Source organism: Dactylosporangium sp. CA-233914 (assembly GCF_050942935.1).
In the GTDB taxonomy this organism is placed as follows: domain Bacteria; phylum Actinomycetota; class Actinomycetes; order Mycobacteriales; family Micromonosporaceae; genus Dactylosporangium.
The window spans coordinates 2,129,783-2,145,107 of sequence record NZ_CP192030.1; the positions used below are offsets into that span (position 1 = coordinate 2,129,783).

The 15,325-nt window shown below is 71.1% G+C and carries 17 protein-coding genes; 11 read left to right on the forward strand and 6 right to left on the reverse strand.

Translation table 11 applies throughout. From position 1 onward, the window contains the following. Positions 1-239: 239 nt before the first annotated feature. Positions 240-593, reverse strand: coding sequence for a hypothetical protein (locus ACQPY0_RS09720; RefSeq protein ID WP_432987055.1), 354 nt, complete (start codon positions 591-593; stop codon positions 240-242). On the opposite strand from ACQPY0_RS09720, the gene ACQPY0_RS09725 reads away from it, so the two are divergent. Beyond that, the gene (locus ACQPY0_RS09725) at positions 583-897 is read left to right on the forward strand and encodes a hypothetical protein (RefSeq protein WP_432987057.1); all 315 of its coding nucleotides are present in this window, start codon (positions 583-585) and stop codon (positions 895-897) included. The two genes, ACQPY0_RS09720 and ACQPY0_RS09725, sit on opposite strands and share 11 nt — an antisense overlap. Before the next feature lie 155 nt (positions 898-1,052). Here the strand turns inward: ACQPY0_RS09725 and ACQPY0_RS09730 are convergent, their stop codons facing one another. From ACQPY0_RS09730 to ACQPY0_RS09740, 3 genes are all read right to left on the reverse strand, one after another. Then, positions 1,053-2,201, reverse strand: coding sequence for an N-acetylglucosamine-6-phosphate deacetylase (locus tag ACQPY0_RS09730; RefSeq protein WP_432987059.1), 1,149 nt, complete (start codon positions 2,199-2,201; stop codon positions 1,053-1,055). After that, positions 2,191-2,967: a 6-phosphogluconolactonase gene (locus tag ACQPY0_RS09735; RefSeq protein WP_432995134.1), complete on the reverse strand. Its 777-nt coding sequence runs from the start codon at positions 2,965-2,967 to the stop codon at positions 2,191-2,193. The genes ACQPY0_RS09730 and ACQPY0_RS09735 overlap by 11 nt, the downstream gene beginning before the upstream one ends. A 69-nt stretch (positions 2,968-3,036) precedes the next feature. Next, complete coding sequence (locus ACQPY0_RS09740) at positions 3,037-3,774, reverse strand: hypothetical protein (RefSeq protein WP_432987061.1); 738 nt, start codon at positions 3,772-3,774, stop codon at positions 3,037-3,039. A 213-nt stretch (positions 3,775-3,987) separates the two neighbouring features. Between ACQPY0_RS09740 and ACQPY0_RS09745 the strand changes: the two genes are divergently transcribed. From ACQPY0_RS09745 to ACQPY0_RS09775, 7 genes are all read left to right on the forward strand, one after another. Beyond that, positions 3,988-5,388, forward strand: a complete 1,401-nt coding sequence (locus ACQPY0_RS09745; protein ID WP_432987063.1) for an ABC transporter substrate-binding protein — start codon at positions 3,988-3,990, stop codon at positions 5,386-5,388. After that, on the forward strand, positions 5,385-6,305 hold the full coding sequence (locus tag ACQPY0_RS09750) for a carbohydrate ABC transporter permease (protein ID WP_432987065.1): 921 nt from the start codon (positions 5,385-5,387) through the stop codon (positions 6,303-6,305). Before ACQPY0_RS09745 ends, ACQPY0_RS09750 begins: the two co-directional genes overlap by 4 nt. Before the next feature lie 11 nt (positions 6,306-6,316). After that, a complete protein-coding gene (locus tag ACQPY0_RS09755; RefSeq protein WP_432987067.1) occupies positions 6,317-7,171 on the forward strand; it encodes a carbohydrate ABC transporter permease in 855 nt (284 codons plus the stop codon). Continuing rightward, positions 7,168-8,421 (forward strand): 6-phospho-beta-glucosidase, encoded by a 1,254-nt coding sequence (locus ACQPY0_RS09760; RefSeq protein ID WP_432987069.1) that lies wholly within the window; start codon positions 7,168-7,170, stop codon positions 8,419-8,421. The genes ACQPY0_RS09755 and ACQPY0_RS09760 overlap by 4 nt, the downstream gene beginning before the upstream one ends. Beyond that, positions 8,418-9,383, forward strand: coding sequence for an N-acetylglucosamine kinase (locus ACQPY0_RS09765; RefSeq protein WP_432987071.1), 966 nt, complete (start codon positions 8,418-8,420; stop codon positions 9,381-9,383). Before ACQPY0_RS09760 ends, ACQPY0_RS09765 begins: the two co-directional genes overlap by 4 nt. A gap of 57 nt (positions 9,384-9,440) precedes the next feature. Further along, a complete protein-coding gene (locus ACQPY0_RS09770; RefSeq protein WP_432987073.1) occupies positions 9,441-10,472 on the forward strand; it encodes a LacI family DNA-binding transcriptional regulator in 1,032 nt (343 codons plus the stop codon). 172 nt (positions 10,473-10,644) lie between these two features. Beyond that, positions 10,645-10,785 carry a hypothetical protein gene (locus ACQPY0_RS09775; RefSeq protein ID WP_432987075.1) on the forward strand — a complete coding sequence of 47 codons (141 nt, stop codon included), beginning with the start codon at positions 10,645-10,647 and terminating at the stop codon, positions 10,783-10,785. Here ACQPY0_RS09775 and ACQPY0_RS09780 read toward each other — a convergent pair. Beyond that, entirely contained in the window at positions 10,772-12,127 is a 1,356-nt protein-coding gene (locus ACQPY0_RS09780; protein ID WP_432987077.1) for a DUF2716 domain-containing protein, read from the reverse strand. The two genes, ACQPY0_RS09775 and ACQPY0_RS09780, sit on opposite strands and share 14 nt — an antisense overlap. 91 nt (positions 12,128-12,218) lie before the next feature. Here ACQPY0_RS09780 and ACQPY0_RS09785 point away from each other — a divergent pair, with 91 nt between their 5' ends. After that, positions 12,219-12,794, forward strand: coding sequence for an HhH-GPD-type base excision DNA repair protein (locus ACQPY0_RS09785; RefSeq protein ID WP_432987079.1), 576 nt, complete (start codon positions 12,219-12,221; stop codon positions 12,792-12,794). A 13-nt stretch (positions 12,795-12,807) separates the two neighbouring features. Here ACQPY0_RS09785 and ACQPY0_RS09790 read toward each other — a convergent pair whose 3' ends face one another. Beyond that, the gene (locus ACQPY0_RS09790; protein ID WP_432987081.1) at positions 12,808-13,659 is read right to left on the reverse strand and encodes a phosphotransferase enzyme family protein; all 852 of its coding nucleotides are present in this window, start codon (positions 13,657-13,659) and stop codon (positions 12,808-12,810) included. A gap of 595 nt (positions 13,660-14,254) precedes the next feature. Here ACQPY0_RS09790 and mscL point away from each other — a divergent pair. Together mscL and ACQPY0_RS09800 are read left to right on the forward strand one after the other, a co-directional pair. Then, entirely contained in the window at positions 14,255-14,701 is a 447-nt protein-coding gene (gene mscL / locus ACQPY0_RS09795) for a large conductance mechanosensitive channel protein MscL (RefSeq protein ID WP_432987083.1), read from the forward strand. A gap of 261 nt (positions 14,702-14,962) precedes the next feature. Further along, positions 14,963-15,310, forward strand: coding sequence for a DUF3099 domain-containing protein (locus ACQPY0_RS09800; RefSeq protein ID WP_432987085.1), 348 nt, complete (start codon positions 14,963-14,965; stop codon positions 15,308-15,310). The last annotated feature ends 15 nt before the right edge of the window (positions 15,311-15,325 follow it).

The following is a 15,325-nucleotide window of genomic DNA, read 5'->3' on the forward strand; positions in this document are numbered from 1 at the left end:
GTGACGTACGGCGAATCGCGTGACGATCGGGGCGGCCCGCGGGCAGGATGTTCGGCATGGCCATCACGCTGCTGACGTCTCTGCCTTGATCGGCCAATACGCCGCTATCTGTACAGTCCCGACGCAGGCGGCACCCCTACACCTACGACGGCGCCGGCCGTGTAAGCACCGTCACCTCGTGTTTGCCTACGACGATGTGGATCGCGGAACCGGTATCTATGACGGCTCCACCGGCGGCGTCAAGCGCCCCGAGTGGGTGTGCGGCAGCTGATGCTGAACTTCACGTGACTGGATTGCACGCGGCTCGGGGCGAGCACCTGGATCCAGTATTCCACCGTGCGCTGCGCATGGTCCTTGTCCCAGTGAACCGTATGGTGAGCCAGGCCGTCGGCAACGCCGTCGAAGGCGGTGTATCCGATGCTGGCGCCGCCGAGGACGATCCCGTCGCTGGACTGGACCTCGAGCCGGACCTGCGTCGGCGCCTGCGTGTTGACGTGCAGGACCCACGACATGTCGACCGGGACACCCTCTGGGTAGCAAACGCCGGCATTGCCGGTGGTCTTCAGCGTCAGTGTCACGTCGGTGACGGACACGCCGGGCGCCGCCGGACCCGTCGTCTTGGTGGCGGGCTTGCCGGTGGTGGCGGCCGGCCGCGGGGTGCGCGTCGTTGCGGTGCTATTCGGGCTGGTCGCGCTGGCCGACGCGGTGGAGGACTCCAAGGCCGGCCCAGACGGCGCCGGGCTCCCGGTCACCGATGGTCGCGCGGCAACCGATGTGCTGCCGGCGGTGTTCTTGCAGGCGCCCGCGGCGAGCAGTACAACGCCTGCGACGATCGCGGCGGTCCGCGACGCTCCGATCACCGTCGCCCCTGACTTGTTCGACACGCGAGCATCGTAGTCGGAGTGCGGTCATTCCTTGGGGCCCGGAGATTTGATGAAAGCCTTTGATAATGGGGTGAGTCGCTGCAGGTCGATGTCGTTGGCGACGAACAGCTTGACGGCGACCCGGGCCCTGGTCCTGTGGCTCAACCAGTTCCCCGGACACTGGCGCCTTCAGGAGTGTACGTGCTCCGGCCCGGCCCACACACCGTCTGGCCGGAGGCCCGGATCGCCCGGCGTGAAGGCGAAGCGGACGAGTTCGGCCGGCTGCCCGGGCTCGATCCGGCCGCGGCCGCCGACGAAGCGTCCGGGTCGCGCGGTGGCCAGGCGGAGGGCGTCGGCGAGGCTGAGCCCGCACGCGTGCACGACGTGTGCGACGCCGTCGGCGAGGCAGCGGGCGGCCCCGGCGAGGTAGGGGGTTCCGGCGGCGGTCAGCCGGCCGTCGCCGGAGAGTTCGACGCGGCCGCCGACCGGGGTGTCGTACCGGCCGGGCGGCAGGCCGGCGAGCGCGACGGCGTCGGAGACGAGCACGGAGCGGTCCAAGCCCTTGGCACGGAGCATCGCCGTCAGGGTGTCGGCCGGCAGGTGGTGGCCGTCGGCGATGAAGGCCGCGGTCAGCCGATCGTCGGCGAGCTGGCTCCACAGGTAGTTGGGGTGCCGGGGCAGGACGGCGTGCGCGCCGTTGCCGAGGTGGGTGCTCAGCCGTGCTCCGGCCCGCGCGGCCGCGTGGATCTGCTCCGGCGTCGCATGCGTGTGCCCGATCGCCACGTGCACGCCGCGCCGGGCGAGCTGCCGGATGTACGCGTCGGCGCCCGGGTAGTGCGGCGACAGCGTGACCAGGCCGACGAGGTCGCCGGCGGCCGCCTGCCACGCGTCGAACTCGCGGAGGTCGGGCGGGCGGATGTGGCGCACGTCGTGCACGCCGCGCGGGCCGTCCTCGGGGGAGAGGTGCGGGCCCTCCAGGTGGACGTACGGGATGGCCCGTCGCACCCCGGGATCGGCCCGGCGGGCGGCGGCGATCGCGACCAGCGCGTGCGTGATGCGCTCGTGCTCGGCGGTGACCAGCGTGGGGACGAACGTGGTGATCCCGCGCGCGCGGAGGCCGGCGGTCAGGGCGGCGACGGTCTCCGCGGCCAGGCCGGCGGCGTTGAGGTCGTGCCCGCCGAACCCGTTGACCTGCAGGTCGATCAGGCCGGGGGCGAGCCAGCGGGTCTCGTCGGGCGGCCCGTCGCCGACGGCGGCGATGATGCCGCCGGCGACGGTGACGCGCAGCGGCCGCCCGGTCGCCGGGTCGCGCCCGGTGACGGTCCGCTCAGCCGGCATGGGCCGGCTCGGGCGGCAGCGCCGACGCGGCGTCGGCGTCCAGGTGCAGCGTGCAGTACGGATGGGTCCGCAGCGCGGTGGACGGGCAGGCGACCCCGACCGGGTCCTGGAGCGTGCGCCGGACGGCCTCGCGCTTGTGCCGGCCGGAGACCACCGCGACCAGCCGCCCGGCGGACAGCAGCCGGGGGATGGTGAGCGTGAGCGCCTGCCGCGGCACCGCGTCGAGGCCGGGGAAGCACCCCTCCTCGACCTGCTGGCGGCGGCTGGTCTCGTCGAGCTCCACGACCTTCACCGCGTCCGGGTCGGCCAGGTCGGCGACGGGCGGATCGTTGAAGGCCAGGTGCCCGTTCACCCCGATGCCCAGGCAGACCAGGTCGATCGGGGCCTGGCCCAGGAGGCGGGCGTACTCGCGGGCGGCCGTCTGCGGGGCGTCGCCGGGCTCGATGAGGTGCACGGCGCCGAGGGGGACCCGGTCGCAGAACGCCGCCCGCAGCCAGTTGCCGAGGCGCTGCGGGGACCCGGGGGCGAGGCCGATGTACTCGTCCATGTGGAAGGCGGTGACGCGGGCCCAGTCGATGCCGGGCTGCTCGGCGAGGTGGTGCAGGAGATGTCGCTGGCTGGGGGCGGCGGCGAAGACGACCCGCGCCGCGCCGTTGGCCGCCAGGGCGTCGCGCAGCGCGTCGGCCGCATCGGCGGCCGCGGCCCGGCCCGACGACGCGGGATCGTCGTCGCGCCGCACACGCAGGGCAGAGCTGTTCGGTGGCATCACGATCCGTTCCGCGGAAGATGACGGCGCGGTGGCCCCTCGTCGGCGGGGCGAGGGGCCATCACCTGCTCATGACTCGATCTTGACCCAGTCGACGGTCTCGGTGAACGTCTGCGTCAGGTTCCCCTTGCCGGCCACCAGACGGGGACCGATGACCAGCTCCATCGGGTCGGTCGGGATGACGCTCTCGTCGCTGATCACCTTCAGCAGCCGGTCGTCGAGGTAGAACGCCACGTAGTCGCTGGCGTACTCCAGCGTGCCGGTGTGGAACTTGCCGTCGTAGAGGTTGACGCCGGTATCGACCTTCAGCGAGACGTCATGGCCGCGCTTCGCGCTTTCGAAACGCAGCTGGGTGTTGGTGAAGCTCTGGTCGGTGGTGTAGCCGAAGTTGATTTCGTTGAACTGGCTCCCGTTGGCGGCGGGGCCATCGTCCCAGAGTGCCAGTCCCCACCACACCGGCTGCTTCGGGCGCTGCGTCAGTGCGAACCGAATGGTGAACGAGCCCTTCGTGAAGCGCTTCGGCCGGTAGCCGATCTTGGACCAGGAACCGGCCTGGTTCGCCGGGATTCCGGGCTTCAGATTGAATTTCGCCAGGCCCCCGGAAATCGTGGGGCAGGTGAATTCGCAGTGCCAGACGTTCTGATTCAGCGAATCGAACTGGTCGCGCACGACCGTCGCGGCCGCCGCCTGAGCCTGTTGCTTCGTCGAAGCCGAAGCCGAAGCGTATGCCGTGCCGGCGGCCAGCGTGCCGGCCGCCACCAGACCCGCGAGGCCGATGAGGAGGGGACGGCGGGCTGAGAAACGCATGGGTGCTCCTTTCGTGCGCTGGCGTCACTCAGAATTGAGCGGCGCATCTCGATGGCCGTGGACTATAAGGTGTACCCGAACTTCTGTCACCCCCCATTCTCTGGCGCTTTTTTGGGGCGGCGAGTATAAAGTGCACGCCCATCTCTGTCACCTCCCTTGAGGAGCCTTTAAGTATCCGTTACCCATCAATGAAACCCTGATTGACAGACTCTGATGTGCACGTTAATCTGCCGCGTCTGTCAGGCAACCTTCCAATTCGGATACCTGGGAGGACATCCATGGCTCGAATGCACAGGGCGGGCGTGCTGGTGGCGGCCGTCGCCCGGCGTCGCTCTCACCGCCGCTTGCACCGGGACGCCGTCGGCGCCGAAGGCCGAGGACGATCCCACCAAGGACGTCACCATCACCTTCTGGCACGGCTGGAGCGCGCCGGGTGAGCTGGCCGCGATCACCGCCAACGTCGAGGCGTTTCAGCGCAAGCACCCGAACATCCACGTGAAGGCCGTCGGCAACATCGACGACGACAAGATCAAGCAAGCGTTGCGTACCGGCGGGTCGGACGCACCCGACGTGGTGTCGTCCTTCACCACCACCAATGTGGGCGCCTTCTGCTCGACCAACGCGCTGGTCGACCTCACCCCATTCCTGGCGAAGTCGGGAATCGACCTCGACAAGACGTTTCCGGCCCCGATGCGCAACTACACGCAGTATCGCGGCAAACGCTGCACCCTGCCGCTGCTGGCCGACGCCTACGGGCTCTACTACAACAAGGACGCGTTCAAGGCGGCCGGGATCACGGCGCCGCCGAAGACCTTCTCCGAGTTCGAGGCGGACGCGCAGAAGCTGACGAAGAGCACCGGCGACACGTACAGCCAGCTCGGTTTCATGCCGAATTACCACGGCTACGAGTCGGGCCTGGAGCAGTACGGCTTCCAATTCGGCGCGCGTTACTTCGACGACCAGGGCAAGGCCAACGCGTCGCGGGACCCGAACGTCGGCAAGATGTTCCAGACCCAGAAGCGGCTGGTCGACGCGCTCGGCGGCTACGCGAAGCTGGAGCGCTTCCGGACCACCTTCGGCGACGAGTTCGGCGCCAAGAACCCGTTCCACACCGGCCAGGTCGCGATGGCGTTCGACGGCGAGTGGCGGGCGAACATGGCCGCCGAGGCCGGGGTCACCTTCGAGGTCGGGGTGGCGCCGCTGCCGGTGCCGGACGACCAGGCCGACGCCTACGGCCGGGGTGGGCTGGCCGGCACCGTCATCGGCGTCTCGAGCAGGAGCGAGAAGCAGAACGCGGCCTGGGAGCTCACGAAGTACCTGACCACGGACACCGACGCGGTGGTCGGCTTCGCCAACGCGATCCACAACGTGCCGTCGACGTTCGCCGCGCTCAACTCGCCGAACCTGGCCAAGGACCCGGCCATGGCGGTCTTCATCGGCATCGCCCAGGACCAGCACAGCATCAGCCCGCCGGCCACCCCGAACGGCGGCGCCTACCTGCTCACGCTCAAAGACGTCGGCTACCGCTACGAGTCGGGCCAGATCGCCGACCTGCCGGCCGCGCTGCAGGCCGCCGACGCGCAGATCGACAAAGACCTCGCGCAGAGCCGATGACGCGCCGCCGCCGCGCCCTGCGCAACCTCGCCTTCCTCTCGCCATGGCTGATCGGGGTCAGCGTCTTCTTCCTGTACCCGCTGCTGTCCACGATCTACTTCAGCTTCATGCGCTACGACGGTTTCACTCCGCCGACCTTCGCCGGGCTGCGGAACTGGCGGTACGTCTTCGGCGACTACCCGTTCTTCTGGCCGGCACTGCGCAACACGCTGTGGCTGGTCGCCGTGACGGTGACGCTGCGGGTGATCTTCGGGCTGGGCGTCGGGCTGCTCGTCACCAGGCTGCGCACCGGCGCGGGCGTGTTCCGGACGCTGTTCTACCTGCCGTACCTGGCGCCGCCGGTCGCGGCGACCATGGCGTTCGCGTTCCTGCTCAACCCGGGCACCGGCCCGGCCGACACGGTCCTCGGCCGCCTCGGGCTGCCGCAGCCGGGCTGGTTCAACGACCCGCAGTGGTCGAAGCCGGCCCTGACGCTGCTCGCGCTGTGGGGCATCGGCGACCTGATGGTGATCTTCATGGCGTCGCTGCTCGACGTGCCCCGGGAACAGTACGAGGCGGCCGCGCTGGACGGGGCCGGCGCCTGGCCCCGCTTCGTGCACGTGACCCTGCCGAACATCGCGCCGATCGTGGTGTTCGCCGTGGTCACCGGGGTCATTCAGGCGATGCAGTACTACACCCAGCCGATTGTCGCCGGCAAGGTCGCCAGCGGCGTGGTCGGCGGCTCCGGCCAGCAGTTCGAGCCCGGCTATCCGGCCAGGTCCACGCTGACGCTGCCGCAGCTCGTCTACCACCTCGGGTTCCAGCGCTTCGACACCGGCGCCGCGTGCGTCATCGCCCTGGTGATGTTCGCGCTGGCGATGGCGGCGACCGCCCTGCTGATCCGCCGCCGCGGCGGCCTGCTCTCCGCCGCCGACTGAAGGGGCCGCCGGTGACGTCCATCTCCGCCCGCGCGCCGCGCCGGTCCCGGGTCCTGTCCTGGATCGCCCTGCACTCGCTCGCCGTCGGCGCCGCGCTGTTCTTCGTTCTGCCGTTCGTCTTCATCGGGCTGACCGCGCTGATGAGCGACCGGCAGGCCCTCACCCGCGACCTCTGGCCGCACGAGTGGCACTGGGGCAACCTGCGGACCGTCTGGTCGACGCCGGGCTTCCTGACCTGGTGGCGCAACACCCTGCTCTACGCCGTGCTCGGCACCGTCCTGGCGCTGGTGTCGAGCCTTCCCGTCGCGTACGCGCTGGCCCGCTTCTCCTTCCGCGGGCGCAACGCGGTGCTCGTCGTGGTGATCGCCACGATGATGCTGCCGCCGCAGGTCGTGATCGTGCCGATGTACCTGTTCTGGGCCGGGCAGCTACACCTGTCCGGCACGTTGTGGCCGCTCATCGTCCCGCTCGCGTTCACCGACGCGTTCACCGTGTTCCTGCTGCGGCAGTTCCTGCTCACAATCCCGCAGGAGTACCTCGACGCCGCGAAGATGGACGGCTGCGGCGACCTCAAGACGCTGGTGCGGGTCGTCCTGCCGATGGCGCGACCGGCGATCGTCGCGGCCGCGCTGTTCCAGTTCTTCGCCTGCTGGAACGACTACTTCGGCCCCCAGATCTACGCCAGCGAGAACCCCGCCGCCTGGACGCTGAGCTACGGCCTGGCCTCGTTCAAGGGCGCGCACCACACCGACTGGAACCTCACCATGGCCGCCACGCTGCTGGTCATGGCGCCGGTCGTCATCGTCTTCTTCTTCGCCCAGAAGGCCTTCGTCGAGGGCGTCACGCTGACAGGAGTCAAAGGTTGAAGCTCACGGTCGTCGGTGGCGGGTCCACCTACACCCCCGAGCTCGTCGACGGTTTCGCGCGGTTGCGCGACACGCTGCCGGTCGCCGAGCTCGTGCTCGTGGACCCGGCCGCCGACCGGCTCGAACTGATCGGCGGGCTTTCCCGGCGGATCTTCGCTCGGCAGGGTCACGACTGCCGTGTGACGACCACGACGGAGCTGGAGGCGGGCGTCGACGGCGCGGACGCGGTGCTGCTGCAGCTGCGCGTGGGCGGGCAGGCGGCCCGCAACGACGACGAGACGTGGCCGCTGGCGTGCGGGTGCGTCGGCCAGGAGACGACCGGGGCCGGCGGGCTGGCGAAGGCGCTGCGCACGGTCCCGGTGGTGCTGGACATCGCGGAGCGCGTGCGGAAGGTCAGCCCCGGCGCCTGGATCGTCGACTTCACCAACCCGGTCGGCATCATCACGCGGGCGCTGCTCGCGCACGGGCACCGCGCCGTCGGGCTGTGCAACGTGGCCATCGGCTTCCAGCGGCGCTTCGCCCGGCTGCTCGGGGTGCCGGCCGAGCAGATCACGCTCGACCACGCCGGGCTCAACCATCTGACCTGGGTGCGCGGCGTCCGCCTGGGCGGCCGGGACGTGCTGCCGGAGCTGCTGGAGCGCCACGCCGAGGAGTTCGCCGCTGACCTGCGGCTCCCGGCCGGGCTGCTGCGGGACCTCGGCGTCGTGCCGTCCTACTACCTGCGCTACTACTACGCCCACGACGAGATGGTGCGCAAGCAGCGGACCGCGCCGTCGCGCGCGGCCGAGGTCGCCGCCCTCGAGAGCGAGCTGCTGGCGCTGTACGCCGATCCGGCGCTGGACGAGAAGCCGGAGCTGCTCGACCGGCGCGGCGGGGCCTACTACTCCGAGGCGGCCGTCGCGCTCACCGCGTCGCTGCTCAACGACACCGGCGACGTGCAGGTGGTCAACGCCCGCAACGACGGCACGCTGCCGTTCCTGGCCGACGACGCGGTCATCGAGGTCCCGGCCCGCGTCAGCGCGGCGGGCGCGGCCCCGGAGCCGGTCGAGCCGCTGGAACCGCTCTTCGCCGGGCTCGTCGCGCACGTGTCCGCGTACGAGGACCTGGCGCTGCGGGCGGCGCTGCACGGCGGGCGACGGCGCGTGTTCGACGCGCTGCTGGCCCATCCGCTCGTCGGGCAGTCCGCCCTCGCCGAGGACCTGACCACGCGGCTGCTCGCGCACAACCGCGCCTACCTGGACTGGGCATGACGAGCCCGGACGGCGGCGTCCTGGCGATCGACGCCGGCAACAGCAAGACCGACGTCGCGTTCGTCGGCGCCGACGGCACGCTGCTCGCGACCGCGCGCGGTGGCGGGTTCCAGCCGCAGCAGGCCGGGGCCGCGGCGGCGCTCGACGCCCTGGCCGCCCTCGTCGACCGGGTGGCCGTCCGGATGCCCAAAGCCGGGCAGCTGTCCGCGTGCCTGGCCAACGCCGACCTGCCGGTCGAGGAGGAACAGTTCGCCGCCGCGCTGCGCGAGCGCGGGTGGGCACTGGAGGTACACGTCATGAACGACACCTTCGGGGTGCTGCGGGCGGGGGTCGACGAGCCCCGCGGCGTGGCCGTCGTGTGCGGCACCGGCATGAACTGCGTCGGCCTGCTCCCCGACGGGCGGACCTCGCGCTTCCACGCCCTGGGCGCGATCTCCGGCGACTGGGGCGGCGGCCGGCAGCTGTCCAACGAGGCGTTCTGGGCCGCGGCGCGCGCCGAGGACGGCCGCGGACCCGCGACGGAGCTGATGGAGGCCCTGCCAAGCTACTACGGCTTCTCCTGCGTCGCCGCGCTCATCGAGGCGACACACCTCGGCGACATCCCGGACGGCCGCCGGCTCGAGGCGGCCCCGCTGCTGTTCCAGGTGGCCGCGCGGGGCGACGAGGTCGCCGGCGCCGTCGTCCGCCGCCAGGCCGAGGAGATCGTCGCGATGATCACGGTGGCGCTGCGCCGGCTCGACGCGCTGGACACGGACATCCCGGTCGTGCTCGGCGGGTCCGTGCTGGCGGCCGGGCACGCCCAGCTCAACGACACCGTCGTGCGCCTGCTGGCCGGGGTCGCGCCGAACGCGCGGCCGACGCTCGTCACGGCCGCGCCGGTGCTGGGTGCGGCGCTGCTCGGCCTGGACCGGGCCGGCGCGGACCCCAGTGCTCAGCGCCGGCTCCGGGCGGCGTACCGGTGAGGCAGAATCGGCGCCTCGGATCTTTCGCCGTCGCAGCGGTGATCAGGAGCGTGAACGATGTCCGCACCCCACAGGAAGCCGCCGACCCTGGCCATGGTCGCGCAACGGGCCGGCGTGTCCCGGGCCACGGCGTCGCGGGCCTACAGCGAGCCGCACCGGCTGCTGGCCGAGACCGTGCGGCGGGTCATGGCGGCGGCCGACGAGGTGGGGTACCGTCGCGCCACCACGCCCGTCGTCCAGCAGACGAAGAACCTGGTCCTGGTGGTCGCCGACACCGCCAACCCGTTCTTCCCCCCGATGATCCGCGCGGTCGAGCGGCAGGCGGACGCGGCCGGCTACGCGGTGTTCCTGGGCAACACCGACGAGGACCCGGCGCGCGAGGAGCGCCTGCTGGACCGCTTCACCCCGCAGGTCGACGGCATGATCATCGCGTCGAGCCGGATGAACGAGAACGTGATCCTGGCCTACGCCAAACTGCGCCCGATCGTCCTCGTCAACCGCGACCTGAGCCCGCTGCCCCGAGTCCTGATCGACACGGTGAGCGGGGTGAGCGAGGCGGTGGCACACCTGGCCGATCTCGGGCATCGTGAGATCACGTACCTGAGCGGCCCGATCCGCTCCTGGTCCAACGGCCAGCGGCGCGACACCGTCAAGCGGGCGGGGGAGCTGCGCGGTATGACGGTCACCGTGCTGTCGGGACGCCGCTCGTCGTACGAGGTCGGTCGCAACTCCACCGAGGCCGTCCTGGCATCGGGCTCGACCGCGGTGATCGCCTTCGACGACCTCCTCGCCCACGGCCTGATGACGGGTCTGGCCGAGCGCGGGGTTTCGGTGCCACAGGAGCTGAGCGTCATCGGCTGCGACGATGTTCTCGCCACGCAGACCCACCCTCGGCTGACGACGGTGTCGGCGCGCTCGGCGGAGGCCGGCGCGACCGCGGCGGATCTGCTGATCGGCCAGCTCGCGGGCGACGTACCGCATGGCGAGTGCCGGCAGCTGCTCACGACGAACCTGATTCCGGGCGCTACGACCGCAGCGCCGCAGGACAAGCCGCCGCGCCGCCGGCCCGGTCGACCGGCGGGAACCTGATCCATCAGGCCCGTAGCGGTGCGCCGCCCTGGTCAGTCGACCAGGTCGAGGCAGGCCTGGACAATCGACGATGCGTCGATGCGGTGGTAGCGGTTCGTGTTGTCGGTGCTTGTGTGGGCGTACCGAGGCTGGTTGTGGTCGCGTCCTGCCGGTGTCGGGGGAGGATGTCGGTATGCCGTTTTCGTTGCCGATTCCCGCTGAGGCGAACGCGCTGCTGGATCATGATGCGTTGGCGCTGGTGCTGGGTCTCACGCTTGACCAGCAGATGCTTGAACCAGGGAGAATTCGAGTCGCAGCGATCAGGGGCTGGTGACGGTGTTGCCCTCTGGGCCGAAGGTCCAGACGTTGCCGACAGGACGGCCGCCGCGGCGCAGGACGACGCCGAGCAGCGCGGTGAGGTCGGCCTCCACCTCGCGGAGCAGTTCTGTGCCGAAGACGCAGAGCGAGGCTTCCCAGGGGTCGCCGTACGTGCCGGTGCGGAGATCCGCGGTCGTGTAAAGGCGGTCGTCGCCCCGGTCGGGGTAGGCGCAGCGTGGCGGCGGTGGCTGTCCCGGGCCGCCCGTCAGGCGCGGATCGAAATGGTAGCCCTGCGTGTATGCGTTGAGGGCGTAAACCCGTTCGCCGGGGTGAACGGCCAGCCGCAGACCGCGCTGCACGATGCGTTCCAACGCTGAGACGGCCGTCGTGTCCCCGTCGATCGCGCTGAGCTGCCAGGTCACCGAGTCCGGCGGTTCGGTCGGAGGACCGTTCCGGCTGTCCCCCGAGAACGCCCAGTGAGAGAGGAAGCGGCGCCAGACCGCGTCACCCGCCGGGTCGTCGAAGACCAGCACGACCGGTCGTTCCTCGGCCGGCCGGCCCGGCGGGGACCAGTGGTACGACTGAACGGTCGTGACCTTCTGGAAGCCCGCTCGAACGAGCATTTCGCGCAGCTCGCCGTCGGCCTCGGCGATGAGGTACCGCCACCGGCCGCCGCTCGCCGGGAGGGTGCTTCCCGGGATACGGGCGCGAAAGGCGTTCCAGGTGACCCATGCCGGCAGCATGGCGGGTTCGGGGGCGGTCATTCCACCGATGGAGACGAACTCGGTCCCGGCCACCTGGACCACCCAGCCGGCGGCCCGGGCGCGGCCGTCGACCTCCACGACCGACAGGTTGCGCCCCCAGCCGACGAGGTCACCGTCCGCATCCGACTCGTTCAAGGGCGTGCGGTGCGGGCCGGATGCCGCGGCCATGTCGTGGACCCGAGCCATACGTGAGTGCTCGCCGAACTTCACCTCCCGGATGCGCTGCCCGGCGGGGAGGGCGATCGGCTCGGGGGTGAGCGTGTCGATGTCGGCGATCAGCAGATGCCGGTCCCAGCCGGGCGTGAAGCCGGCGGCGACGAGGTACGACGGCAGCTCCGGCGGATCGGAGGCGTGGACCCTCCACTCGGCTGGTTCGCTACGGGCGGCAAAGGCCGCCTGCTGCCGCCGGATCAGTGCTTCCGGTTCGGGTCCCAGCGGACCACGATGCTCGACCGTGCCGTGCGTGCCGTAGTGCGCCCGTACGACCGGCCCGTCCTGCTCGTACACCGTACCGAGGGGAAGGGGAGGCGGGGGGATCCGGGCCCGCAGCTGCGCGTCGTAGATGCCCAGAAGGCTCTCGGCCGAGGCTGCCACCGGCGGATCATCGCAGGCCGGCTCCCGGCCCATCAAACGGTTTCCCGCGGCCTTCGCCTGATCGCGCCGGGTTGTGGGGCAGGATGGCGGCATGGCCATCACGCTGCCGATCGACGACGGCGCCAACGAGTACCTCACCCGCAGCCCGCTCGCGCTGCTGATCGGCATGACGCTCGATCAACAGATCACGTTGGAGAAGGCGTTCACCTCACCGTGGGTACTGACGCAGCGGCTCGGGCACGAGCCGACCGCGCAGGAGCTTGCCGACTTCGACACGCAGGCGCTGGTGGAGATCTTCGCGACGCCGCCGGCGTTGCACCGGTTCCCGAAGGCGATGGCGGCTCGGGTACAGGAGGTCTGCCGGGTGATCGTCGAGCGGTACGACGGCGACCCGGCCGGGATCTGGGCCGGTGTCGCCGACGGCGCGGAGCTGCTGCAGCGGGTGCTGGGGTTGCCGGGGTTCGGCAGGCAGAAGGCGCAGATCTTCGTGGCCCTGCTGGGCAAGCAGTGCGGGGTGCGGCCCGAGGGCTGGCGGGAGGCTGCCGGCGGGTACGGCGAGGAGGGCTCGTTCCGGTCCGTCGCCGACATCGTGGACCAGGACTCGCTGGTCAGGGTGCGGGAGTACAAGAAGCAGGTGAAGGCGGAGGCGAAAGCGGCCAAGGGATGAGCGGCAGCGACACCTAGACCAGGTCGCGCCAGGCCGCCGTGGTGGCGAAGAAGCGCAGCAGGCCCAGCAGGCGGCTCGCCGGGGGCGCCGACCAGTGGCGGGCCGCCGACGGCTCGGGGTCGCGCAGCCGGGCGAGGGCCCAGACCAGGTGGTGCCAGAGGACGCGCGGCTCCATGTTGATTCCGCGGTACCCGCGCAAGGCCGCCGGCACGACCGTCAACGGCAGCTTGGCGAAGTCGACGGCCGGATCGGCGAGCATCGCGTCGCCCCAGTCCACCAGCCCGGCCAGCGCGCCGCCCGCGACCATGATGTTCTGCGGCGCCACGTCGCCGTGCACCGGCACCCGCAGTGGCGCGATCGGCACCCGCGGCGCGAGGCGGTCGAACCATCCGGCCAGCCACTCCGCCCCGTCCTGGTCCAGCCGCCCCTCCGCGCGCAGGTCCGACACCAGCGCCCACGGATCGGGCGGCGACCCGTCGGCGGGCAGCCCCGGCGGCGGGGCGATCCGGTGCAGCTTCGCCAGTTCCCGGCCGACCTGTTCGAAGAGCTCCGGATTCAGTACCGCATGTGCCTGCGCATCCACCCCGCGCACGCGCTCGGTGAGCAGGTACGGCACCGTGGCGTCGAACTCGGCCACGGCCGGCGTCAGCACCCCGCCCCGGCGCGCCGCCGGAATGATCGCCGCCTCGGTGAAAAGCCCATCCGCGGCCCGCCGAGTCCGGGGAACGCGCAGCACCAGGTCATCGCCCAGGAAGTACACGGTGTTGACCCCACCCTCGGGCCCGGCGTGCACCTTCTCACCCGGCACCCCATACCGCGCCGCGACCGCCTCAGCCAACCCGTCCACGCCGAGAGACTGTCTCACGCCCCGCGCACGTTGACCAGCATCTTCCCCGGCCAACGCTGTTCCCCGCCCCGGGCCCCGCCCTCTGCGGACCCGCCCACCGGCCGGACCCTGCTCTCTCCGCTCCCGCTTCCCGGCCGACTCGTGTTCCTGTGCCGGTCCCGGGTCCTTCCGGTCCTGCTTCTCGGCCGGCTCCTGTTCCTGTGCCGGTCCCGGATTCTTCCGGTCCTGCTTCTCGGCCGGCTCCTGTTCCTGCGCCGGTCCCGGATTCTTCCGGTCCTGCTTCTCGGCCGGCTCCTGTTCCTGCGCCGGTCCCGGGTCCTTCCGGTCCTGCTCCTCGGCCGGCTCCTGTTCCTGCGCCGGTCCCGGGTTCTTCCGGTTCTGCTCCTCCGGTTCTCGTTCGTTTGCCGGGTCCGGGTTCTTCCGGTCCTGCTTCTCGGCCGCGCCGTGTTTCTTCCGGGCCTGCCGCGCGGCCCGGCCGTGGTCGATGCGCCGGTCGGCGGCGACGGGCCGTGCCGCGCGCCGGAGTGGTTGTCGCGACCGCCCGGCCGGTCGGAGCATTCTCCCGGCGCGGCAACGGATGCGCCGGGGCCTCGCCGGTCGTAAGGTGCCTCTCGTGCTGAAGGGATTCCGGGATTTCATCTCCCGTGGCAACGTCATCGAACTGGCCGTGGCGGTCGTCATCGGCGCCGCCTTCAACGACGTCGTCAAGGCGTTCACCGAGGGCTTTCTGCAACCGCTGATCAAGCTGACCGGTGGCATCGGCATCAACGACGCCTCGGGTGTTCACATCGGCAAGCAGGTCCTGGACTGGCCCGGCTTCGTCAACGCGGTCATCGCGTTCCTGCTGACCGCCGCGACCGTGTACTTCCTGGTCGTCCTGCCCATGAACAAGCTGGCCGAACGCCGCAAGCGCGGCCTCGTGCCCGAGCCCGAGGCCCCGAGCGAGGAGATCCGCCTCCTGACCGAGATCCGTGACCTCCTGGCCACCGGCACCACGGCCCGCGACCAGGCCCAGCCCGTCGGCGCCCACCAGGCCCCGCCCACCAAGCCCACCGTCTAGATCCCCACGCCGAGCGAGCAGGGCACCCAGCCGTGCCACGGCTGCGAGTCCCTGCTCACAAGGCCGGTGGACCACCCCGTCCCGGGCGAGCCGGCGGCTGAGTCCCCCGCACGTCGAGCTTCCATCCGTGCGCAATCCGACCGCGCTTCGGCCCGCGAAGGGGACGGCGGCCAGGAATCCCCTCGCCGGGTGGGTCTTATGCACCAGGCTCACCTCCACCTGAGTCCCCACGGTTCACAGGGCCGTGGCAGACTCGGAGTAATGGCCCGCCGGGAACGCCCACAGCTGATCACCGACGCGGCACGCAGCCCCGAACAGGAGCTCCGCGCCCGCGAGGTGCGCTATGTGCTGATGATGCTCCTGCGTGCCGCCTGCGTGGTGGTCGGCGCCATCCTGGTCGCAACCCGTCCACCTCTGCTCTGGCTGTGGCTGACGCTGTGTGTCGCGGGCGGCGTCTTCCTGCCGATGATCGCGGTCATGCTGGCCAACGACGCTCCACCGCGCCCGGAGAAGCGCCTGCGCAACCGCTTCCACCGCAAGCAACAGTCCCACCCGGACCCGGACCACGCCCTTTCGGAGCGCGAGCACAAGGTCATCGACGCCGACTGACGCACTTTCCGGTCT